The 24643-nt window shown below is 39.4% G+C and carries 11 protein-coding genes and 1 tRNA gene; 8 read left to right on the top strand and 4 right to left on the bottom strand.

What is annotated here, in order from left to right:
* Positions 1-14: 14 nt before the first annotated feature.
* Positions 15-374, bottom strand: a complete 360-nt coding sequence (locus P2W72_RS06210) for a PadR family transcriptional regulator (RefSeq protein ID WP_276360119.1) — start codon at positions 372-374, stop codon at positions 15-17.
* A gap of 405 nt (positions 375-779) precedes the next feature.
* Here P2W72_RS06210 and P2W72_RS06205 point away from each other — a divergent pair, with 405 nt between their 5' ends.
* The 6 genes from P2W72_RS06205 (at position 780) to P2W72_RS06180 (ending at position 15764) form a co-directional block, all read left to right on the top strand.
* Positions 780-3974 carry a SusC/RagA family TonB-linked outer membrane protein gene (locus tag P2W72_RS06205; protein WP_276360118.1) on the top strand — a complete coding sequence of 1065 codons (3195 nt, stop codon included), beginning with the start codon at positions 780-782 and terminating at the stop codon, positions 3972-3974.
* A 17-nt stretch (positions 3975-3991) separates the two neighbouring features.
* Complete coding sequence (locus tag P2W72_RS06200) at positions 3992-5437, top strand: SusD/RagB family nutrient-binding outer membrane lipoprotein (RefSeq protein WP_276360117.1); 1446 nt, start codon at positions 3992-3994, stop codon at positions 5435-5437.
* 708 nt (positions 5438-6145) lie between these two features.
* Positions 6146-9280: a TonB-dependent receptor gene (locus P2W72_RS06195; protein ID WP_276360116.1), complete on the top strand. Its 3135-nt coding sequence runs from the start codon at positions 6146-6148 to the stop codon at positions 9278-9280.
* A gap of 26 nt (positions 9281-9306) precedes the next feature.
* Positions 9307-10782 carry a RagB/SusD family nutrient uptake outer membrane protein gene (locus P2W72_RS06190; RefSeq protein ID WP_276360115.1) on the top strand — a complete coding sequence of 492 codons (1476 nt, stop codon included), beginning with the start codon at positions 9307-9309 and terminating at the stop codon, positions 10780-10782.
* A 350-nt stretch (positions 10783-11132) separates the two neighbouring features.
* Positions 11133-14243 (top strand): SusC/RagA family TonB-linked outer membrane protein, encoded by a 3111-nt coding sequence (locus P2W72_RS06185; RefSeq protein ID WP_276360114.1) that lies wholly within the window; start codon positions 11133-11135, stop codon positions 14241-14243.
* Positions 14244-14267: 24 nt separating this feature from the next.
* Positions 14268-15764, top strand: a complete 1497-nt coding sequence (locus P2W72_RS06180; RefSeq protein WP_276360113.1) for a hypothetical protein — start codon at positions 14268-14270, stop codon at positions 15762-15764.
* 131 nt (positions 15765-15895) lie between these two features.
* On the opposite strand, the gene P2W72_RS06175 is transcribed toward P2W72_RS06180, so the two are convergent.
* Positions 15896-16828 (bottom strand): LD-carboxypeptidase, encoded by a 933-nt coding sequence (locus P2W72_RS06175; protein WP_276360112.1) that lies wholly within the window; start codon positions 16826-16828, stop codon positions 15896-15898.
* Positions 16829-17008: 180 nt separating this feature from the next.
* Here P2W72_RS06175 and metG point away from each other — a divergent pair, with 180 nt between their 5' ends.
* Both metG and P2W72_RS06165 read left to right on the top strand, forming a co-directional pair.
* Positions 17009-19111: a methionine--tRNA ligase gene (metG, locus tag P2W72_RS06170; RefSeq protein WP_276360218.1), complete on the top strand. Its 2103-nt coding sequence runs from the start codon at positions 17009-17011 to the stop codon at positions 19109-19111.
* A gap of 5 nt (positions 19112-19116) precedes the next feature.
* Positions 19117-19188: transfer RNA gene (locus P2W72_RS06165), tRNA-Arg, on the top strand.
* Between the two features lie 159 nt (positions 19189-19347).
* Here the strand turns inward: P2W72_RS06165 and P2W72_RS06160 are convergent.
* Together P2W72_RS06160 and P2W72_RS06155 are read right to left on the bottom strand one after the other, a co-directional pair.
* Positions 19348-20955, bottom strand: a complete 1608-nt coding sequence (locus tag P2W72_RS06160; RefSeq protein ID WP_276360111.1) for a SusD/RagB family nutrient-binding outer membrane lipoprotein — start codon at positions 20953-20955, stop codon at positions 19348-19350.
* A gap of 101 nt (positions 20956-21056) precedes the next feature.
* Positions 21057-24104 carry a SusC/RagA family TonB-linked outer membrane protein gene (locus P2W72_RS06155; RefSeq protein ID WP_276360110.1) on the bottom strand — a complete coding sequence of 1016 codons (3048 nt, stop codon included), beginning with the start codon at positions 24102-24104 and terminating at the stop codon, positions 21057-21059.
* Between the last annotated feature and the right edge of the window lie 539 nt (positions 24105-24643).

Raw genomic sequence — 24643 nt, 5'->3', positions numbered from 1 at the left:
TCCTGGCTTATTATTTATTCCTGTTTCTGACTTGTCTTTTCAATTACTCTGTCTTCCAGAGACACTTTAACTGCATAAGAAAGTTCCTCCCATGTGCTGTCGAGTCTTCTAAGAACTTCAAGTCCGGCGGGAGAGAGAACGTAATATTTTCTGGGTGGTCCTGACGTGGATTCCTTCCAGTTGTATGACAGGAGACCATTATTTTTAAGTCTTGTCAATAATGGGTACAGCGTTCCTTCCACTACCAGCAGTTTTGCCTTTGTAAGCTCATTAATGATGTCTGAGGCATAAATCTCCCCTCGGGAAATAATTGAAAGAATACAGTATTCAAGTATTCCTTTCCTCATCTGGGTTTGGGTATTCTCTACTATCATATAACAAAGATATGTGTTTTGTTTAGTAATATGCAATACATAGTAGTTGGTGCATCGCCAATGTATATGTAATTGTTACAATTCTAAGAATCTTTAATGAAAATGGCTTGGACTATTTTTCTGTATTTGAAAACTTATCGGCCATGCTTTTGAGGTATTATCACTATAATTTTTATAGTGTATCAATTATTGAATAAATCCAGATGTGGCTGGAAGGTTTGGTTTTTAGTAGTTTTTTCTGATTATTTTAAAATTTATTATAAATATTAAAATGCTGAATAACAGATAATTGCGTATAAATTTTACAAAAACATGACAAAATATTTCCGTGTAACAGAATTGTTAACAATATTTGACTAAGACTATAATTAACCAAATCTTTCACAAGTCAATTATTAAACCCGAATGAAAAAACAATTACAAGTTTTGTTATTGATGCTATTTATTGCCTTTCAGGCGATGGCACAAGAACGTACTGTTACTGGGACAGTAACAGCTAAAGAAGATGGCCTGCCTCTGCCGGGGGTAAGCATTAAAGTAAAAGGAGGTACTGCAGGTACTTCAACCGGTGCCGATGGAAAATTCAGTTTAAGAGTTCCATCGAATGCTGCAACTCTGATATTTACCTATATCGGTTTCAAAACTGCTGAAGGTACAATTCCATCATCCAATGTTTTGAATGTGAGCTTAGCGACAGATGCGACCCTTATTTCTGAGGTAATAGTAACTGCCCTTGGAGAAAGCCGTGAAAAGAAATCATTAGGATATTCTGTTCAGGAAGTAAAAGGGGAAAGCCTGACTGTTGCAAAATCGATGGACATCAGTTCATCTTTGGCCGGTAAGGTTGCGGGTGTGCAGCTTCAGGGCTCACCAAGTTCCACATTTGATAATGCCAACGTTATTATACGTGGTATCAGTGGTCTTGGTGTTGCCAATCCGCTATATGTAGTTGATGGAACTCCAACTCTTCAGGAAAATGTGATCATGGATAATGTGGAATCTATTTCTGTTCTGAAAGGACCTGCTGCAACTGCACTATATGGAAACAGAGCCGGTGCAGGTGTGATTGTAATCACATCTAAAAAAGGTAGCCGTACAGGTAAACCCAGTGTAGATGTGAACCTTAGTTCTTCTCTTGAAAATCTGTATATAATGCCTAAATATCAAAATTCATATGCCGGTGGTTATTCATCCAATTCGGTTTCTCCGGGTTCAACATATGATAATGAGGGATTTTATTTATTTAAATATAAGCCGGGAGTTCATCCAACCAGTTGGTCGGCTTTCAATAATCAGCGGATTATAGATTATGGAGCTGATGAAAGCTGGGGGCCGCTTATGAACGGCCAGGATTATCGTCCATATTATTCCTGGTATCCGGGCGCAGACTTTGGAAAACTGTCTCCTATGACTCCTCAGCCAAATAATATAACAGATTTCTATGATACCGGCAAAACCTATAACAGCAGTGTCGCTTTTTCAGGTGGTTCTGATGCCATGGTATATCGACTGTCCTATAATAATTTAAGCAGAGCCTTAACCATTCCGGGAGCTAAACGCGACCAGCATCAGTTGGCATTGAATACTTCTATGGATATCAGTAAGAGACTAACCATTTCTACAGATATTAACTATACCACCCGTAATACCAAAGGACAGCCTAAAGAAGGTTATACCTTAGATGGCTTGAACGTTACACAGAATTTCAACCAGTGGTTTCAAAGGCAATTGGATATGAAGCGCCTGAAAAATTACAGGAATGCAGATGGTACACTGAATTCCTGGAATATAGGTGATCCTAACTCAACAGGTGATCCAACATTATATCTGCAGCCTCAATATTGGGACAGCCCATATTTTATTGTAAAAGAGAATTATGGAACTGATATCGGAAACAGGATTGTTGGTAACATGGGTTTCAAATATAAGATCAATGATATTTTCAATGTCACCTCTTTTGTTCGTATGGATTATGACAATGGCAAGGGCAATTTTAGAATTGCTTCAGGCGGTTTGCAGCAGCCGGGCTATTCAACCTATCAGTTGGTTAATAATGAAATGAACTATGAAACTAATCTGAATTTCAGAAAAGGATTTGGCAACATCACAGTTGATGGATTTGTTGGGGGAAATATTCGTACCAATAAAAATGATCGTCTGGATAATCAAACTACCGGTGGATTAACATTCCCTAACTATTTTGATATTGCAGCATCAGTTACACGTCCCAATACTATTACTAGATATTCTGCAAAAGAAGTAAGAAGTATTTATGGTAAGGCTTCATTTGGTTATAAAGCATTTTTCTATTTAGATGCTACCTTAAGAAACGACTGGTCTTCTGCATTACCGGCTGCAAATAATTCATACCTGTACCCATCTGTATCAACAAGCATAGTTTTCAGTGAACTGCTGAAAGGCGGAATTTCAAATGTTTTATCATTCGGTAAAATAAGAGGGGGTTTTGCCCAGGTTGGTTCTGATTTAGATCCATACCAGGTTGATGTTGCGATTAATAACGGTTCAATTTATGGCAGTAACCCATCTGCTTCAATTGGTGACCAATTCAGGACAGGAAAGGTATTGCCATCTTTAACCAAATCATTTGAATTAGGTACAGAGATGCGTTTCTTAAAAGACAGAATAGGTTTTGATCTGACTTATTATCTAGATAATAATACTAATCAGATCCTCGGACTAAACGTAGCTCCTGCATCCGGATTTACAACAGCCCAAATCAATGCAGGTAATATCCAGCGTAAAGGTTGGGAATTAAGTATTAGCGGAACACCTGTTACCAAGAACAATTTTACCTGGACTGCGGCTTTGAATTTTGCAAAAGCTAAATCTATTGTTAAAGAACTTGCTGAAGGTCTGAACACTTACTTATATGATACTCAGCGTAACGACTTCCGCATAGAAAACCAGGTTGGCAAACCATGGGGACAAATGGTTGGCCGGATGCATAAGCTGGATGCTAATGGAAAGACTGTTTATACAAGTTCTGCAGGTACTGTTGATTATACGATCAATAATAACCTGGGTTCAATGATGCCTGATTTTACAGGTGGTTTTTACAACAGTTTAAAGTACAAAGGAGTAGATCTTTCATTCTCTTTAGATTTCCAGAAAGGTGGTCAGTTTTATTCACTGACTAAAATGTATGGCGACGGAACAGGTTTAACAGAAGCTACTGTTGGATTAAATGATAAAGGAAATAATGTTCGTACATTTCCTTCTTTAGGTGGCGGTGTTCACATCACTGGTGTAACCTCAGCAGGTGCACCACTTGATACCTATATTGCAGCAAGGAGACATTTCTATACGAACAATCAGCGTGATACCAGAAACTATCTTTTAAGTGCTTCTTATATGAAACTTCGTGAAGTTCGTTTAGGATATACTATACCCAAAAAATACCTGGGGAATATTCCTGTTAGCAGGGTTACTTTAGGGGCAATTGTGAATAATGCATGGTTGATCTCAGCCCCTGCAAAAGAATTCGGATTGGATCCATCAGAGCTGGAAGGCTTCGGTAAGGAAGGTGGCCAGTTGGCTTCAACCAGGTCGATTGGTTTGAATTTGAGAGTTGGATTTTAATTTAGTAGAAAAAGAAAATGAAAAAAATATTTAGTTTAATCATAGGATCCGTCATGCTGTTAACAGCATGTGATCCAAGCGACTTCGGAGATACCAATATTAACCCGACGGCCGTAAGTACTGTTCCGAATAAAGCACTGCTGACTAATGCTTTGCAGTCATTGCCTGGAACTGCTTTTCCCGGAACTGCAGGAAGTCGCCATTCGGCAAATATGTACATACAGCACATTTCTGAAGGCCCGTACCCTGGTGCTTCGTTGTACTCTGTCCGCAATTTTGAATGGGCTCCACATTATACCGGACCTTTGTATAACCTGAAGAGCATCATTAATAATGCCAACTCAGGAAGCCCATTGGCAGAAGTCGGTGTGAATGGATCAAAAGACAATCAGATCGCAGTTGCAAGAATTTTGAAAGCTTATTATTATTGGTGGTTAACAGATCGGTTTGGAGATATTCCTTATTCAGAAGCTTTAAAAGGTGATGGTAATTTTAGTCCGAAGTATGATACTCAACAAAGTATTTATACTGATCTTTTTAAAGAACTTAAGGAGGCTGCAGCCCAGATTAAAACTGCTGAGACAGGAGTAAGGGGTGACCAGTTATTTGAAGGGGATATGGCTGCATGGAAAAAATTTGCTAATACAACGCGACTTTTCATGTCGTTGCGTTTAATGAAGGTAGATAATGCAAAAGGTAAAGCTGAAATGGCTGATGCCATCGCAAGTGGTGTAATTAGCAACAATTCCGAAAACATGTTCTATAAATTCCTGTCCGGTGATCCCAACAATTTTAACCCATGGTTTGATAACTATACCACAAGTTTACGTAATGATTATGCTATCAGTAAGGTGATGACAGACTATATGGAGCCCAAGAATGATCCGCGTTTACCTGTTTATGGTGAAGTATTGGCCGGTAAGGTTATAGGCTTGCCTTATGGATCGAACACAGCCGTTAATATTCCGGGTGCATACAGTCGAATAGGTGATAAATTCCGCGGTGCCGGATCCCCTGCATTAATTTATTCCTATGCTCAGGTATTATTTACCCAGGCAGAAGCAGCTAAACAAGGCTGGATTGCAGGTGGAGAAGTGTTAGCAGCTACCCATTATGCAAATGCTATTAAGGCTTCAATGGAAACCTACGGTGTTTATAATGCGGGTACCTATGCTGCTTATATGGCACAGACAGCTGTTGCTTATGATACAGCCAAAGGTTTGGAGCAGATTATGACCCAAAAATGGGTTCATCTTTATCTGAATGGATATGAATCATGGGCCGATTGGAGGAGGACCGGATTCCCGGTACTGGCAGCAGCTCCAAATGGTAACCAGCCAACCATTCCGCGCAGGCAGGGTTACCCTACCAACGAAGGTTCTATTAATGGAAAGAGTTACGCAGAGGCGGTAACTCGTCAGGGTGCAGATAATCTGACTACCAGAATCTGGTGGGATAAATAATACTTTATTTTTTAAGTTTCTATTAAAAGAGACCGTATCTGATACTTAATCAATGCGGTCTCTTTTGTTTTCATCTTATTTTAAGAAACAAATTTTCGGCACATTGTAATAAAATGGATATGAAAGCGAAATTTTTGAAATTAGTTTTATACCTGCCTGCTTGTAATATTCTTTATTGTACTTGTATTTGCTCAGGAGGTATGCAAAGTATTGGATCCTGCTATTTCAGCCAGATATGAAAGATCCTGTAAAAGGGAGAGACTGAGGAAGAAGGAAAGGCGGATGGACTTCAGCATTATGACAGGGGCATAGCTGCATATTCGTAAATACGCCGGATGGTCACAGGGAACCTCTCAAAAGTAGATGGAAGTTGAATTTTCATTCAAAGCCCTGCTTAAGGTCGAAAATCAGAAAATGGTCTTGAATCCAGAGACAGACAGATTGGTGTTTTCATAAAGAATCAGAGAAATTATTTTTACCTCCTCTCTTCCTTTTTAAGGGTCAGATGCAACATTTCACAATGCATGCATAATATTTTTATCTGCTATGCCGCAGTATAAATTAAAATACTGATCTTCAGTTAGTTATATGGTTTATGTTAAAATAATAATAAATATATTTTGTCGTAACATTTATGTTGCCCAACTTTGATATTAAAGTAACCAAATAATTCAACCCTCTTTTTAAACATTTCAAAATCAATTAAGTATGAAAAAACTTCTACAAAGTTTGTTCCTGCTGCTATTTATAGCTTTTCAGGCTGTAGCACAGGAACGTACTGTGACAGGAACAGTAACTGACAAAACGGATGGTTTACCATTGCCTGGAGTTAGTGTTATAGTAAAAGGTTCTAACCTTGGTACACAAACTTCTGCCAATGGCACGTATTCTATTAATGTTCCCGAAGGCAGAACTCAGCTCGAATTTGCGTTTGTGGGTTATGTCAGGCAAACTATAAACATTGGTTCTTCGAAAACAATTAATGTTACATTAACTTCTGACCAGCAGCAACTGGGCGAAGTTGTTGTTATGGGTTACGGTACACAATCCAGAAAGGATGTAACCGGCTCAGTTGTGAGTGTAAGCGGCGACAAACTTAAAAATCAGCCGGTTCAAAGTTTTGAGCAGGCCCTTGCTGGCAAGGCTGCAGGTGTAAATATTGTGATGCCCAATGGGGTTCTGAACAATCCTCCGGTATTCCGCATTCGAGGGTTTAATTCAATTTCTTTGAGTTCTTATCCTTTGATCGTAGTTGATGGTATTCCTGTTTACACCGGGGATGCATCCGGTACAAATGCTGCGGGAAATGCTTTAGGTGATATCAACCCTTCCGACATTGAGTCAATAGATATTTTAAAAGATGCTGCCGCATCAGCTATCTATGGTTCGAGAGCATCAAACGGAGTAGTGGTTATCACTACAAAAAAAGGTAAACAAGGTTCGACTAAAGTAAATTATGAAGCCTGGGCAGGCTTTAATGAAGCCAGTAATTTGCCTGAATTGCTGGATGCTCAGGGTTATGTAACCATGAAAAACGAGGCCCTGGCTAATATAGGTACACCTGCCAGATTCTTTTTGCAAACACTGGCAGATGGCAGTACAGTAAACACAGATTGGTATAAAGTAGCATATCGTACCGGAGTTTCACAAAATCATGCATTGAATTTTTCAGGTGCAACTGATAAAACATCACACTATGTTTCTGTTGGTTTCAGTGATCAGGAAGGGTTTATCAGAAACAATGATTTTCAGCGTAAAATAGGAAGGGTTAACCTGGATCATAAATTGACAAACAGGATCAAAGTTGGTTCTAATTTCTCATTTACTAATACTTACAATAAAGCGCCAAATACCGGCTCATTACCAGGTCAGGCTTTCTCTACTGTAGGTTTAGGCCGTTTGGCAATTGTATTGCCTCCTAACGTACCTGCTTATAATCCGGATGGAACCTATCATATGAATGGCGGAGCAATTGGTTTTGGTGCCAACAATTCGGCGGTAGCTTCTAATTATCCGAATGCCGAAGTACTGCTAAAAGAAGATAAATTCACTTCTGAGAATAACAGGCTAATAGGAAATGTTTATGCCTCAGTTGATCTTATAAAGGGAATGGTTCTGAAAACCAGTTATGGTATGGATAATTTGCTTACAGAAAACATTGCTTTTGCGAACAAGTACCAGGGTGATGGTTTTTCGCCAAATGGTAGTGCAACAAATACCTATTCAAGAAATAACAGATGGAACTGGGTTAATACACTTAGTTACAATACAACAATAGCCTCTTCACATAATGTATCTGCCCTCGGAGGTTATGAAGAGCAAAGCTCAATTGGCTCATCCTGGGGTGCTACAAGGCAGAATGTTTCAGATCCGTTCATTGAAGTATATCAGGGAGGGTTTGGCACGATCATACCTGCAGGTAATGGACGTGGGATAAATGCATTCAGGTCGGTTTTTGGAAGTGCGAACTATGATTTTAAAAAGAAGTATTTCCTTGCCGGTAGTTTCAGACGGGATGGTTATTCGGGTTTAGCTGCCGGACAGAAGTGGGGTAACTTTGGAGGTGCATCTGTTGGATGGGATATATCTCAGGAGAATTTCTTCCAGAATTCAAAGCTAGCTGATATCATGTCTCAGTTTAAATTAAGAGGCAGTTATGGTGTGGTTGGCAATATCAATATTGGTGATTTCCCTGCATTGTCATTGTATGGTACCGGTCTTTATGGTGCTGTTCCAAGTCTTGGATACAGCCAGGCGGGTAACGCAGATTTAAGATGGGAAACAAGTACAAAAACGGATATTGGTATTAACATGGCGTTCTTAAATGGTCGTATCGAGTTTGATGCCGACTACTTTTATAACGATATCGATCAGTTAATTCAGGCAGCTCCTCAATCGCCTTCAAAAGGTATTCCGGGTAATCAGATCACTACCAATATTGGAAGAATGTTTAACAAAGGATGGGAGTTCTCAATTAATTCAACCAATATTGAAAAAGGTAATTTCCGCTGGTCTTCAAACTTTAATATTTCATTCATCAAAAATGAAGTGACTTCACTGGCAAATAACAATGCAGATCTTCCGGGTGTTACATCTCTTGAAACTGCAAACAGGACCAGAGTCGGCTATTCTTTAGGTCAGATATTTGTGGTAGAAACAGCAGGTGTTGACCCTGCAACCGGCGAGCGTGTTTTTGTAAACAGAAACGGACAAAAGGTCCGCTTTAGTTTCCAGAGGCCGGCTGCAAGCCGTTATTTATACCTCGATGGTGCAAATGCCGGACAAGTTGCTCCTGCAATTGATGCAGTTGCAGATGCAAGGATCTGGGGTAACTCAATTCCTACTTTTTACGGCGGATTTGATAACAACTTTAAATACAAAGCATTTGATCTAAATCTGGGAATTACATACTCTGGTGGAAATTATATCTATTATGGTACTCAGGCAGGTTTGAGAGATCAGCGTTTCTGGAATAATGAAGCCGGAATGTTGAGAAGATGGACCACTGCAGGACAGGTAACCGATATACCCCGTGTAGTTTACGGAGATAATACATCTAATGGTTCTGCTGTTCCAATGTCAGCGAACGTTTACAAGGGAGACTTTTTGAAATTGAGAAATGTTTCTTTAGGTTATACTATTCCTGCAAAATATCTTGGCAGAACCGGTATATCTAACCTGAGAATGTATGCTCAGGCTACTAATCTTCTGGTATTCACAAATTACGCTGGTGCAGACCCTGAAGTATCTGTTAATGGAAACTCTAACCTGGCACCAGGTGTTGACAGGAACTCAGTGCCATTGGGCAGAACAATTACATTTGGTTTAAATGTTGGATTTTAATTATTAATGAATTCGAAATGGAAAATATGAAAATAAATAAAGTGAAGGCACTAAGATTGTTCTTTATTGTCTTACTGTTAAGTACGGTTTCCGTATCGTGTAAGAAAGACTTTTTGGAGACCTTTCCCGAAACCAGTCTTTCTGATGCTACTGCATTTGCCACTCCTGATCGGATCCTCGGACAGGTAAACGGACTTTATGGCGGTTTAAAAAGCGGACAACATTTAGGCGGAAGATTTTTAATTTATCAGGATATCAGAGGGGAAGACTTTATAGTCAATAAACCAAACGGGGTTACCGGTTTGGATACCTGGAGACATAATTTGAATTCTGCTACCAATGAGGTGGTAAACTTTTGGAATACTGCTTACTCTACGATCAATCAGGCAAACGTGTTTCTAAAAGGTATTGATGGAAGCGCAGGCGTAGTGAGTACTGCCCTTGCAGACCAATATCGTGCTGAAGCAAAATTTGTAAGAGCATTCTGTTACTTTAATCTTTTACAATTGTATGCTAAGCCATATACTATGGGTAATGGAGCTAATCCCGGCCTTCCGTTGCGTATACAGGCTGAAACCACTTCGGCTAACAATGATCTGGCCAGAAGTACAGTTGCACAGGTTTATACCCAGATCCTGAAAGATCTTGATGAGGCTGAAACCGGCTTGCCTGCTACTTATTCGAATGCAGCTTTGAACAGTTCAAGGGCTCATAAAAATACCGTAATAGCTTTGAAAACAAGGGTTTATCTTGCAATGGGTAATTATCCTAAAGTTATTGAAGAGTCAAATAAGATCATTAGTGCTACAGCGCCGTTTAAATCAACCTCTGGTGTAACCATGCAGTTAGAGGCAAATATTGCAACCGTATATGGTGGTACCTATACCGGTTCTGAAGCTGTATTTTTCTTACCTATGACTGATCTGAGCCCTCCGGGAACCCAGAATCAATTAGCACATTATTATACTGCACAATCAGTAGGTGGATTTGAAGAATATTACCTGAATCCTGCGGGTATTTTTGCAAATCCTGTTTATGCTGCAGGTTCAACAGATGCCCGTAAAGCCTTTATTATAGCTAATGGAACCAAGAACTTTGTTTCTAAGTTCAAAAAGCCGTCTCCGTATACAGATTATGTACCTGTAATTCGTTACGCGGAAGTATTACTTAATGCGGCTGAAGCACATGCCAGAAGTGGCAATATTGTTCGGGGCCTTGCCTTATTATCTGAAGTTAGAAAAAGGTCTGATGCAAACTATGTTTTCCCATTAGCTGATATTGGTACACAAGCTGCTTTAATAAATACTATTCTGACAGAACGCAGAATAGAATTAATTTGTGAAGGATTCCGCTCAACTGATCTATTGAGATTAGGGGCAACAATTCCTGCAAAGTCAGATGCTACCAATGTTGCCCAGGCAGTGGCATCCAGTTCACCGGCATATATCTGGCCTATTTCAGCTCAGGAGCTTGCTAATAATAAATTGATGACACCAAATTAATTCGGTTTTAATATAAAAGAGCCCCAATGGATATCTATTGGGGCTCTTTTATATTTAAAGGATTTTTACCGCAAAAATATTATGGAATTATTGGCTGTTTATATACTATATTTTAATGAATGATGCTTAACATTCCGGTTTACTTGTCGCAATTCCGGGTATTATTTTAAAATACTACGTTGAATATTTGAATCCAATCAAATTTAATCAATTGATTATCAGGCATTTATATTATTATTTTAAAAATAGTAATAATATAATTTTGTTGTAACATTTATGTTGCTCAACTTTGATATTAAAGTAACCAAATAATTCAACCCTCTTTTTAAACATTTCAAAACCAATTAAGTATGAAAAAACTTCTACAAAGTTTGTTCTTGCTGCTATTTATAGCTTTTCAGGCTATAGCACAGGAACGTACTGTTACAGGAACAGTAACTGACAAAACGGATGGTTTACCATTACCGGGAGTTAGTATTAAAGTTAAAGGAACTAATATCGGAACCTCTACAGGTGGCGACGGTAAATTCAGCCTTCGTGTACCAGGGGCAAATAATACTCTTGTGATTACCTATATAGGCTACTCTTCACAAGAAGTTACAATCAGTGCAAATAATACAGCTAATGTACAACTATCAACTGATGCCAAACAGTTGTCTGAAGTAATTGTTACCGGTGTTGCTGGTGCTACTACCAAAGAAAAGATGACAGTATCTGTAACCAAGGTGGGTGAGGAAAGATTAAACGCTGTAACCGGTACATCACTGGCCGGTGCTCTGTCAGGTAAAGTTGCCGGTATTAAGGCAAGCGCTCCAAGCGGAACTCCGGGTGGCGGTGTTGATATTCAGTTAAGAGCTGATAATAACCTGAATAATGTAGGATCCGGACCTCTTATCCTGATTGATGGAGTTATTTTTACAGGGTCTCTTTCAGATATTAACGCAGATGACGTTTCCTCAATGGAGGTTGTAAAAGGTGCTGCTGCATCAGCTCTTTATGGTTCAAGAGCAGGTAATGGTGTGATTGCAATAGCCACTAAAAGGGGTAACAGCATTGGAATGAATGCTGTAAAAATCAATATAAGAAATGAAGCCGGTGTTCAGGATATTGCAAATACCCTTGATCTTGCTACTCACCATCCATTCGCTCTTGCTGCAGATTATCAGCAGTATGCGGGTACTTTCACCAAGTACCAGGGTGTTACATATCCGGCAGGATATCGCGATGCGGGTCACAGTCCGTTAATTACCGGAAACAGGACTCCCAAAGCCGATCATTATATGGATAATCCTTACGGTGTAACCCGTAATCAGCAAAATGATTTCTTTAATACCGGAGTTAACTATTCGAACTTCGTATCAATGGCTTCCAGAACTGAAAGGACTGGAGTTTATGCTTCATTTGAGAATAATGCTCAGCAGGGTGTAATCGCAATGACTGATGGATACAAAAGACAAAATTTCCGTTTTAACGTAGATCAGCAAATTGCTCCCTGGTTAAAGTTCAGCACTTCCAATTTATTGATCAACACTAAAACTGAATATCCCGGATCAACCGGAGCGGTTTTCTTCAACGTTGCTTTAGCTGAACCAGATGTTAACCTTAACCAGTTCAATCCGGATGGTCAGCCATACTATTTACGTATGAACCACTGGAGTGGTGAAACAGTTAACCCATTGTACACCCTTTATAAAACAGATAGAAATAACAAGAAGTTTAATTGGGTAGGAAACTTTGCATTGAATGCAAGAGTTACTTCATGGGCTAATATTGATCTGTCTCATTCTATTGAAAGAAGTAACTACCGTTACCGTTTATACAATCCAAAAGATACCTGGACTCCAACAGGAGGTACTGCAGCAACTAATGGAATGTCTTACACTAACGGAGGTCTTCAGGATTATTCAGAAGCCGGAAACAGCCAGAATACTCAGGCTACCATTAACATGGCTAAGACCTTTGGTGATCTTACAGTTAAAGGAAAACTTTCTTACCTGTATGAAAACCGCAGATTTGAAAATTATGAGGTATCCTCATCACAGTTTGGTGTAGAGGGCATTCCAACCTATGACAACTTCGCTGTGATCAATGATGCTGAATCATATGATGAAACTGAAAGAGCTCAGAACTACTTTGCAATTTTAGGTCTTGATTATAAAGATAAGTTCTTGTTCGACGGAATGTTCCGTTATGATGGTTCATCCCTATTCGGGTCAGAAGAAAGATGGAACCCATATTTCAGAGCTTCAGGAGCATATCGTATCTCTGAAGATTTTAAGATCAAAGGTATTGATGAATTAAAAATCAGAGCTGCTTATGGAACTGCAGGTATTCGTCCGGGTTTTGCATGGCAATATGAGACCTTTACATTGAGCAATGGTTCTGCTTCAGCTGTTCAGAAAGGTAACGTAAACCTGAAGCCTTCAAAAACTGCAGAAACTGAAATTGGTTTAAATGTTGACTTCCTGAAGAACTTTACTTTCGAAGCTGTTTATGCTCAGTCTACAACAAATGATCAGTTCCTTAATGCTCCATTATTAGGATTTCTGAATAATGGTTTTACAAGTCAGTTCCAGAATGCAGGTTCTGTTGAGAGTAAGACTTTTGAGTTTAGCCTTGGAGCTAACTGGATGAAAAAGAAAGATTTTTCATGGAGTTCTAATCTCGTGTTCTCAAGAATCAGACAAAAAATTACCAGTCTTCCAATTCCGGCCTATACCTTCGGTGATACTGATGGTGGCGGGCAGCAGATGTTCTATGTTAAAGAAAATGAAACCTATGGAGCAATGTATGGTCATACCTGGGTAAAATCACTGGATCAGATGGCGAAGCAGTTACCTGCAGGTAAAACAATTGCAGACTATGAAATAAATTCAAGAGGATTTGTTATAGCTAAGGGTACACAGGGTACAACCGCCGAGAAAGCTATTAAACAATTAGATTCAAAAGGTGCTAACTTATTTACTAAGATTGGCGATGGTAATGCTGATTTCAATATGGGATTATCAAATACCTTCAACTACAAAGGAGCTACCCTTTATTTCCTGCTTGACCTTAAGAAAGGCGGGGACATCTACAATGCAAAAGGCCAGTGGTTAACAAGAGATCTTAGAAACCCTGAAATGGATATGGCTGGTGTGCCTCAGGGAGAAAAGAAAGCATACGATTATTTCCTTAATTTCTATGATGTAAATACCCCGAACAGCTATTGGGTTGAAGACGGTACATATTTGAAATTAAGAGAAGTTGCTTTAGGTTATACATTCCCATTGAAGAGCTTAAATGTATTTGGTGGCGTGGTTAAAAGTATTACAGCAAAAGTTGTTGGACGTAACCTGCTTACATTTACAGACTATAGTGGATATGATCCTGAAGTTGGAAGTTTAAGACAACCATACGATGGAACTTATAAATATCCAAACTTCAGAAATTATGCATTCTCATTATCAATGGATTTCTAAGACATCAGTTAAATAAAAAGAATTATGAAAAAAATTAAATATATATATGCAATCGCACTGACCTTGTTTTTAGTACAGGGTTGTAAAAAAGATTTGCTGCAGGTAGAAAACTTAAATCAGCCCGATTTTGATAAAGTATTCTCCAATGGTATTGCACTTGAAAACTTAACCTCGGGTTTATATAACACTATTTATGTTGGCGAGAATGCATTTAGCGGATCAAAGATGATGCTTGCAACTGCTGCAGATAACGTATCATGTTCATGGGGTAATCAAGCCATGAGGGATATGTCATGGGAGCCCCGCAACAACGCATGGAATAACGCTCCTACTTACAGCTATCAGGTTTCCACGCTTCATTTATGGAATAATATGTATTCTGCCATCAATACAGCTTCTGATGTGTTGAAAGCAATAAATGAAGGTGTGAATATTGGAGCTGCAGGTGCAGGAAATCCAAGAACTAAGGCTATGTGTAAATTTGCACAGGGGCTTGGTTACGGCAACCTTGCAATGGTTTTTGACAGAGCGTTTATTGTAGATGAAAAAACTCCGGCAAAAGGATCAACTGTTGATGCTGCAGATTCTTATACCGCAGTATCTGCACAGGCTTTAATTTATCTTGACGAAGCAATTGCTCTGGCTGGGGCAAATACCTTCACTATTCCAAAAGAATGGTTGGGTACTGATAAAGATTATACAAGTGCTGAATTCAAAAAACTGGCAAGTACATTTGCTGCAAGAATCATGTCTTATACTCCCCGTAACAAAAGCCAGCTGGCGGCTGTAAACTGGGCTAAAGTAAAGACCTATGCTGATGCAGGAATTACATCTGATTTTATTGTAGTGCAGGATGGATATGCTAAGTGGTATGATGAAGCTGGTGACTATCTTGTTTATCAGGGATGGGGTGTAACAGACAATTATGTTGTGAACATGATGGATCCTACCAAGCCTCAGCACTGGACTGACAGTCCAACTTTCCCTTATCCAACTGCATCTACAAATCCGGTTGATCAGCGTTTAAAGACTGATTTTGAATATGTTGGTTCACAATGGTTTCAGGCTGCCAGAGGTTATTATCACTATTCTCCATACAGAAATAAGCGATATGATGATCTGTATGTTGCCGGTGTTGGTCCAAAAGCGCAGGTAATGAAAGCTGAAAATGATATGCTGAAAGCTGAAGCAAGAGCATATACAACTGATCTTGCAGGTGCTGCTGCAATTATCAATGCAAGTACCCGTAAGACCCGTGGTCAGATGGCTGATGTTGCTGCAGTGTCTGCAGACATAGTTCAGGCAATTCATCATGAGCGTCATGTTGAGATGTATACAACCGGTCTTGGCTTGCAGTTCTTTGAAATGAGAAAAAGGGATCTTTTACAGAAAGGTACGCCTTTGCACTTGCCAATTCCTGCTAAAACTCAGCAGACTATGGGCTTAACTGAACCATTCTATACTTTTGGAACTGTTGCAAAAGCAGATGGTACCAATACTTCTAACGGAGGCTGGAGATAATATTCTCTGATCCTTAATTAACAGAAAAAGCGGACATTGTTCGCTTTTTCTGTTTTAAATTGTTCCTGATGGGGTGATTTATTCTCTGGCCTGTATCCAATACCCTTTACTTACCACAGTTACGGATATTACTACAAATGATCGGTTTTATAAATCATTCTTACTGCATAATCTTCTGCCTGAAGTGACACTGTTCTTCCTAAAATTAAGGCCCGGTTATCTGCAATGTGTCCGGCCGGGAAATTGAAACATACCGGATAATCAAACTCTTTAACATGATCCATAATGATTTGTTCGGCATTTTGTCCGAATGGAATATCATTGTCTTTCATTTCTGTGAATGAGCCTGCAATCAGTCCCTTAAGATTATTTAACTTGCCTGAACGCTTTAGATTCCACATCATCCTGTCGAGGGAGTACAAATATTCGCCAACATCCTCAATAAACAGAATCTTATCGGTATAGTCCTGCTCAGATACAGATCCCGACATCATTACCAGAAGTGTAAGGTTACCTCCTGTCAGAATTCCTGTGCTGTTGCCCGGTCTGTTTTTAAGGATGCTTTTATAGCTGTATTCAATTGACTCATCGAATAGCGCCTTTCTCAGGATTTCCAGTGAAAACTTTGATCCTTCAGGAATGCTTATCGGCATTTGCCCGTGAATGCTCTCGGTTTTATACAAAGCCTGAATATGGCTATGCAGTACGGTAATATCACTGAAGCCTATAATCCATTTTGGATGATCTCTGAAGCCGCTAAAATCAAGCCGGTCTATTATCCGGATTGTTCCATAGCCTCCACGCGCAGCAAATATGGCTTTTACATTCTCATCATCCAGAAAACGCTGGAAATCACCAGTCCGGAGTTCATCATTTCCGGCAAATTGATGCCATGAGGCTTCCACAGTATCACCAAGTAATACTCTGAGCCCCCATGATTCGAGTAAACGTACGGCTTCACCGATACCGGAAGGCAATTTTTTTGCCGGGCAGGTAATCGCTACGGTATCTCCCTTTTTCAGGTAAGGGGGCGTTTTGAATGGATGATTTAGCTGATTAGTCAATTTTAGCTGTGTTATTTTGAATTTTGTAATACAGAATGTTTTGCCCGGATGTTATTGATGAACAGACAAATTTACAAAATGCCTGATAAGTAAATTGTCAAACTAACTGATTAGTAATTTAACACATTAGCCCTTATCTTTGCAAAAGGTAAAAACAGGCTCATTCACGCAAATATTAAGATTTTGGGAAACGATAAATTCAAGAGGTATACGGTTACAGCGGCTCTTCCATACACTAACGGACCGGTTCATATTGGCCATTTGGCAGGTGTATACATTCCTGCTGATATCTATGTGAGATTTCTCAGATCGACAGGAAAGGATGTGATCTTTGTTTGCGGATCAGATGAGCACGGAGTTCCAATTACACTGAAGGCGAGAAAAGAAGGTGTAGATCCACAGCAGGTGGTTGATAAATATCATAAGATTATCGGCGATTCTTTCCGCGATTTTGGTGTATCATTTAATATTTATCATAGAACTTCATCGCCAACTCATCATGAAACCGCTTCCGGATTTTTCAGAACACTCTATGATAAGGGGGTATTTGATGAAGAGGAAACTGAACAGTATTATGATGAGAAAGCAGGGCAGTTTTTAGCTGACAGATATATTGTTGGGACATGTCCTAAATGCGGTAATGAAGAAGCGTATGGAGATCAATGCGAAAAGTGCGGTACCTCATTAAGCCCGACAGAACTGATCAATCCTCATTCAACTTTATCGGGAGCACAACCTATTCTGAAGAAAACAAGGAACTGGTTCCTTCCATTGGATAAAATGCAGCCTCAGATTGAAGCTTATATTGATTCACATAAAGAATGGAAGCCAAATGTTTATGGTCAATGTAAATCATGGCTTAGTGGCGGGTTAAATCCACGCGCCATGACGCGTGATCTTGATTGGGGAGTAAAAGTTCCAGTGGAAGGTGCTGATGGTAAAGTTCTTTATGTTTGGTTTGATGCCCCTATCGGCTATATTTCGGGTACAAAAGACCTTTGTAATCAGCAACTTGGTGCTGAAAAAAAGTCGGAATATTATTTAAATGAAGAGCTGAGACCAACTGAGAGCTGGGAGAAGTATTGGTATGACAAGGAAACCAAGCTTGTCCACTTTATCGGTAAGGATAATATTGTTTTTCATTGCATCATATTCCCTGCCATGCTAATGGCTCACGGACAGTTTACTCTTGCAGATAATGTACCGGCAAATGAATTCCTCAATCTTGAGGGTGATAAGATTTCCACTTCAAGAAACTGGGCGGTATGGCTTCATGAATACCTTCATGAATTTCCGGGCAAGCAGGACGTACTCAGATATGTGCTGACATCAACAGCGCCTGAAACCAAAGACAATGATTTTACCTGGAGGGATTTTCAGGCAAGAAATAATAATGAGCTGGTAGCAATCTTCGGAAATTTTGTAAACAGGGTTTTGGTTCTGTCGCACAAGTATTTCGGTGGCAAGGTTATGATGGGTTCTCCGTTTACCGAAACAGATCAAAAAGTAATGGAGGAAATGAAATTATATCCTGCAAAGATTGCTGCTTCTATTGAGCAGTACAGATTCAGGGAAGCACTTTCTGAGTTTATGAATCTGGCTCGCCTTGGAAATAAATATCTTGCTGATGAAGAGCCCTGGAAGCTGATCAAAACAGATGAAGACAGAGTCAAAACAGTACTTAATGTCGGATTGCAGATTGCGGCAAATCTTGCCGTTTTAGCCGGTCCTTTTCTTCCTTTCAGCGCCAAAAAATTAGCAGACATGTTGAATATGGGTACTCAGACCTGGGACAAGGCAGGAAGTACCGATATTCTTTCAGCAGGGCATCAGCTTAATGAGGCAGCGCTCTTATTTGAAAAGATTGAAGATTCACTGATTGAAGAACAGATCAAAAAGCTGACAGACAGTAAGGCGGCAAATGCTCAGGCAGCAATAAAACCTGAAGATGCAAAGCCAAATGTGAATTTTGATCAGTTTGCATCAATGGATATCAGAGTGGGTACAATTCTGGAAGCAGAGAAAGTAGCAAAAACAAAGAAACTACTTAAGTTAAAGATTGATACCGGACTGGATCAGCGTACTATTGTTTCGGGTATTGCAGAATATTTTGAACCTGAACAGATTATTGGGAAGCAGGTTTCTGTTTTGATTAATCTTGAGCCAAGAGAGATCAAAGGTATTTTATCACAGGGAATGATTCTTATGGCTGAAAATTCAGATGGAAATCTTAGTTTTGTTGCGCCTCCCGCTGCTATCAATAATGGCAGCGTGATTAGATAACATCAGGTCTCATAGTTCAACGGATAGAATAGAAGTTTCCTAAACTTTAGATGTGGGTTCGATTCCCGCTGAGACCACTTTTAATTGATTGTTAATATTTTTAGAGTGGCATGTCCCACTTGTAAAAGGGTATTTTATAGCACTATAGATTTGCTTTATTAAAGCAGAATGGGTTTTAAACAGAAAAGCCTCTGATTTGATTTCAGAGGCTTTCCTGTTCATATCCGGAATGATGTTTAATTCTTATCCCACCATAAAGGAGTTAATAAACGGTATTTTTCAGAGTTATCACCTACGGCTTGCGGATTACGGGTCTGCTCATTGCCTTCGTAAACCATTGCTCTGATCCATTGACTGGAATTATTTACATCAAATACAACAGAATTTAAGTTTAACGGACGTACCAGAGACGGGCCATAAATAGCCTGGCTAAAATCAGATCTGCGCATATCAACCCAGGTTTCAGGATTTAAGCACAGTGTAATATATTTTTGTCTCATGATATGACTTAATCCTTGTGTAAGATTGCTAAACTGAGCATTTAAGCCATTAGCCTGAATAGCATCCCAATAAGCATTTATTTCTGCAGGGGCAACGCCAAGTTTACGCATATTTGCTTTTACACCTTCTGTATAGGCAGTAATTGCACCACTAACATCATTACTTCTTAATCTGGCCTCTGCTTCAATTAATTTTACCTCAGAGTAAGTTATAAAAGGCATTGGAGATTTTTCACTTGTATAAAAACCGCTGTTACTGAATCTTCCATAATCATTGCCATTTTTCTTTGTTGCATCTCCTGCTTGTCCGTTTGCAAGAATTCCCTGACCTCCGGCTAAAGCGCCCCCTGATCTTAGACCTCTATATTGTCCATCTGATGCAGCAGGCTTCATAATCTTACTGATCCGTGGATCCTGATAAGCAGCATTTGTAACCGGAAGACTGGTAAGCATATTCACAAAGAATTGGCTCCAGGCAAAATATCTTGGATTATATAAAGCACTATTAGGGTCAGTTATCCCTACCGGAAGCACGAATCCTCCCCAACTGTACCATGGGTTTTGGTCTGTTTCCATACCGCCACCTAAATAAGCAAATTCCGCATCCATACCGTCGCCATTAAATGCATTTCCGCAAGCCTCAATAATTTTTGCGGGATTATAAATGCCTGTCTTTTTCGAGAGGTGGTTCAGATATCTTGCCTTTAATGCCCAGGCAAAACGCTTCCATTTATTAATGTCTCCCTGAAACATAATGTCTCCGCCATTTGCATTTAAAGAGGTTGCATTCGTTGTACTGTTGAATGCCAGAATAGCCTCATCAAGTAGTTGATCAATACGCTTATATGCTGTCTCCTGATCCTGCATTTTAGGCGTCAGGTTCAGTTGCGACTTACCATCATAAAAATCATCTACGATAATTGAACCGTACTGATCGGCTAGCAGACCGAAGTTCATAGCCAGTAAAGTTTTTCCGACACCAACAAAATGAGGGCTCCCTTCTTCCTGACCAAGGACAATCAGATCCACACAGTTAGGCATAGTAAAAACATATGCATTTTGCCAAAGGAAATAGGAGGAGGTAAAACGCCAGGTTTCTGCCGCCATATTACTACCTGTAGTAAGCTTTGTTACTCCATATTGGGTCAGGCCGGCTACTTCCCGGCTCCCTCTCCACATCGCTGAACCGTTAGAGGTAGTTATTGCACCTACTAAACGACTTGCAGCAGAAATTTTTGATGGATTATTCGGATCCTTATTTACATCCAGGTATTTCTCGCATGAGGTACTCAGCAAGAGCATACTTAATAAGACGTAAGTGATTTTTTTATATTTAATTTTCATATTATTTTGTATTTAAACGCAGGAAACTTGTATAGGCCATTGTTTCTGGAACATAAGCTTTGATACATTAGTTATTCCTGCAGATGTCAATCAATTTTCTGTTAAAGCGTTAATCTCAAGCCAAAATCTACACCGCGAGTTGCCGGAATGCCCAGGTTATCGAAACCAAAGGATCCTGAACCACCCACACCGGCACCACTGCCTGAAACCTCAGGATCAACACCTGAATAGTTGGTGATTAATAGCAGGTTTCTTCCTGTTACAGTGAAGTCTAATCCTTTAACCTTGATCTTCTCCAGAAGCTTAGCCGGCATTTTATAGTTTAATGTTGCATAGCGAAGTCTGTACCATCCGCCATCCTCAACAAAATCATATCCATGATTGGCATAGATGGTCTGGTAGTAATTCTGATTCAATGGCACAGCAATAGTGTTCTTAACACCGGTTGATTCGATCACTCCATCAAATACTTTTGTACCTCTGTCGAGTGTTTTGGTACTTAAACCAGACCGCACAAGAGAGTTCTCTGTTGCATTATATACCTTTCCGCCAACACGAACATCAACCATAAAAGCAAAAGATAATTTTTTATAAGTAAATGTATTGGTAATGCCGGTAGTAAAATCAGGATTTCTGTCTCCTATATTTGTTAATGCAGTTTGAACCTGTGGATAGCCGTTGTTTGCTAATAGCAGTTGTCCGCCTGAGTTACGCTTCCAGACATTTCCATTAATTCCGAATAAACTTCCATTTAAGAAAGCTGCGCCCTGAGCTGCATTTGCAGAAACCCATGCATCAGACAACTCGATACGGTCCAATGTTCCCGGAAGGCCTTTTACAATTGAAGTATTCTTTGCGAAGTTAAGATCGACAGACCATTTGAAATTCGGATTAGTAATAGCCTGTGCATTGAAAACAAACTCCACTCCTTCATTTTTTATTGATCCTCCGTTCAGATAGGTAAGGAAAGCACCTGAAGATGGAGGTACTCTTGTAGCAAGTATCTGATTGCTTGATTTGCTGTTATAATAAGTAACATCAATGCCAATACGGTTTTTTAGAAATCTCAGATCAGTACCAATTTCAAATGCCTTTGTAAACTCAGGTACCAGAGTAGGGTTACCGAAAGGATTATTCGCATTGGTGATAAATCCTCTGGGATTGATAGTAAAAGTATTGGTTACGGATGCAAGTGATGTTGTAGTTACGTGTGCAGGTGCATCTTTTCCAACTTCAGAATATGCTGCTCTGATCTTACCATAAGAAAATGTGTTGTCATTAGGCTTCAGGCCCCACTCCCTCAAAATATCAGTAATGATCAGGGCTCCACTAACCGAAGGGTAGAAAAAGGAGTTGTCGGTAACCGGTAGCGTAGATGACCAGTCGTTCCTTGCTCTAAGATTGATATAAGCCATGCCTTTCCAATCTGCGGTAAAATCACCGAATAATCCAAATATTCTTCTTCTGTACAATCTCTCAGAAACTGTACGATCGGCAGCTACAGTATTGTTGATACTTGGGAAAGTAGGATCTATAAAACGGACTGCACTGGATGTGGTGTTTCTATTGCTGGCACTCTCTAGGTTTTGACCCAATGCAAGACTAAGTTTAAAATCCTTTGCAATAGTTTTCTTTCCGGTAACAATAATTGTAGAGGTAGTTATCTGATTGTCTCCGGAAGTTTGTGCAATAGCACCTCTTACTGCAGTTGATTCAAGAGTTCCGGGCATTGTGATGGACTTGAAATTCTCACTGTAGTAGTCTGTTCCTAACCTGTATGAAATATTTAAAAAACTGTAAGGGTTATAGTCAATATTTCCGATAGCAATTACCCTGTTGATATTGTTGATGATCGGCTTATTTTGAATAGTCCAGTATGGATTATCATTGTCGGCAACATTAAACACCCTTTGAGTACCATTTGGATTCAGATAGTTTTTCATATCCTCATTTCGCGGCCAGTATAAAGCACCCATCACTCCGTTGGCGCTGCCTTGTGGAACATAACTCCTGTCAGTACGAACGTAATTTGCAGATCCGCCAACAGTTAGTTTTTCACCTATTTTGGTGTCAGCATTTAACCTGAAAGATTTCCTTTTAAAATCAGAATTATCAACAATTGAACCCTGATCCAATAAAGAAGCTGAAGTAAAATATCGGGTTTGTTCTGAGCTGCCACTTACTGAGATATCATGGTTCTGAGCAAAAGCTGTGCTGAAGAAATTACCAAGATTGTCATAAATTTGTTCGCCGGGAGCAAAGGCTGGTCCCCATGAATCGGAAGCTGTGGTATTATAAACACCTTGATCACCCTGTTTGTATTTATCTTGCAGAGTAGGTAATCTGTTAACATTATCCAATGAAAATGTGTTTTGATAATTAACTCTTGCTGAACCACCGGAACCCTTTTTTGTTGTAACCACAATAGCACCGGATGCGGCCCGTATACCATACAAAGCAGCAGCAGCAGGTCCTTTTAAGATTGTGATACTCTCTATATCGTCCGGATTGATATCTATTGCCCTGTTCGAAGCCGGAGCAGTACCTGCACCCAAACCTCCCTGACTCAGTGGGGTAGTATTATCTACAGGAATACCATCCACAACAAATAATGGTTGATTATTTCCGCTTAAAGAACTTCCACCACGGATCATAATATTTGATGAGGCACCTGCAGAGCCACTGGAATTAGTAATTTGCACACCGGCAACTTTTCCCTGCAGGGCATTTACAAGATTTGGTTGTTTAGAGTCAACAATTTCTTTGGCTTTTACACTTTGTGTAGAAAAGCCCAAACCCCTAACCTCCTGTTTCACACCAAATGCTGTTACCACCACTTCGTTTAAAACCTTAGAGTCTGCTTTAAGTTGAACATTGATTACCCTTAAGGAACCAACTTTTCTTTCTTCCGGAAGCGAACCAATATAATTGAATATCAATACACTTTCCTGACCTGCTTTAATGGAATACATTCCATTCTGATTAGTTAAATCAAAGACATTCGATCCCTTGATTTTAACAGAAACACCCGGAAGCGGCAGACCGTCTTCCGCTGAGGTCACCTGACCTGTTACTGTTACTTCCTGAGCATAAGCATGTGTAGCTAATATCAAAATGCTCAAAAAACACATTAGTAAATTTTTTTTCATGAAAATAATTTGGTTTACTGCTGAATTGCAGATTTGGAATTGATTAAGAATTTATGGTAAAAAAATAAAATCCAGAGATATTTTAACACTTATATAAAGCATATCACTCTATTTGTCAAATATAAAAAAACTACTATACTAAGGGCGGAAAATAATAGTATGAAAAATATTATTAAGAGAGTAAAGGTGTTCGGTTATTTTATGAGGGGCTCTTCTTTAAGCAGTAGAAACCATCATGATTTTGCCAAAACCCGCAGGGGTATGATTTAAAAAACAAAAAAATAAACGGATGAAAATTTTTCTTTTGTGCGGAACCCGGATAGGGAATTAGATTTAAAATTAATTTTTATGAATTTGTCCTGAACATCTGAATTTATGACTCAAACGATATAATTAAGGGGGAAAACCCAATCAATACGATTATACATTCCTTTTAAATTGGGTTATTTTGAAAGATGCAAAACCAGGTCTGAAGCGTTAAAAAAGAGAAGTATTTCAAGATGTCAGTGGGTCGAAGGTATTTAAAAGCAAAAATAAGA

Origin of the sequence: Daejeonella sp. H1SJ63 (assembly GCF_029360775.1) — a bacterium.
Taxonomy (GTDB): domain Bacteria; phylum Bacteroidota; class Bacteroidia; order Sphingobacteriales; family Sphingobacteriaceae; genus Daejeonella.
Note: the sequence above shows the minus strand (reverse complement) of the source record. Positions and strands in the feature narration are given on the sequence as shown.

Excerpts from the sequence above, each read along its gene's own strand:
- P2W72_RS06210 (WP_276360119.1), bottom strand. The coding sequence starts at position 374 with ATGATAGTAGAGAATACCCAAACCCAGATGAGGAAAGGAATACTTGAA.
- P2W72_RS06205 (WP_276360118.1), top strand. The coding sequence starts at position 780 with ATGAAAAAACAATTACAAGTTTTGTTATTGATGCTATTTATTGCCTTT.
- P2W72_RS06200 (WP_276360117.1), top strand. The coding sequence starts at position 3,992 with ATGAAAAAAATATTTAGTTTAATCATAGGATCCGTCATGCTGTTAACA.
- P2W72_RS06195 (WP_276360116.1), top strand. The coding sequence starts at position 6,146 with ATGAAAAAACTTCTACAAAGTTTGTTCCTGCTGCTATTTATAGCTTTT.
- P2W72_RS06190 (WP_276360115.1), top strand. The coding sequence starts at position 9,307 with ATGAAAATAAATAAAGTGAAGGCACTAAGATTGTTCTTTATTGTCTTA.
- P2W72_RS06185 (WP_276360114.1), top strand. The coding sequence starts at position 11,133 with ATGAAAAAACTTCTACAAAGTTTGTTCTTGCTGCTATTTATAGCTTTT.
- P2W72_RS06180 (WP_276360113.1), top strand. The coding sequence starts at position 14,268 with ATGAAAAAAATTAAATATATATATGCAATCGCACTGACCTTGTTTTTA.
- P2W72_RS06160 (WP_276360111.1), bottom strand. The coding sequence starts at position 20,955 with ATGAAAATTAAATATAAAAAAATCACTTACGTCTTATTAAGTATGCTC.
- P2W72_RS06155 (WP_276360110.1), bottom strand. The coding sequence starts at position 24,104 with ATGAAAAAAAATTTACTAATGTGTTTTTTGAGCATTTTGATATTAGCT.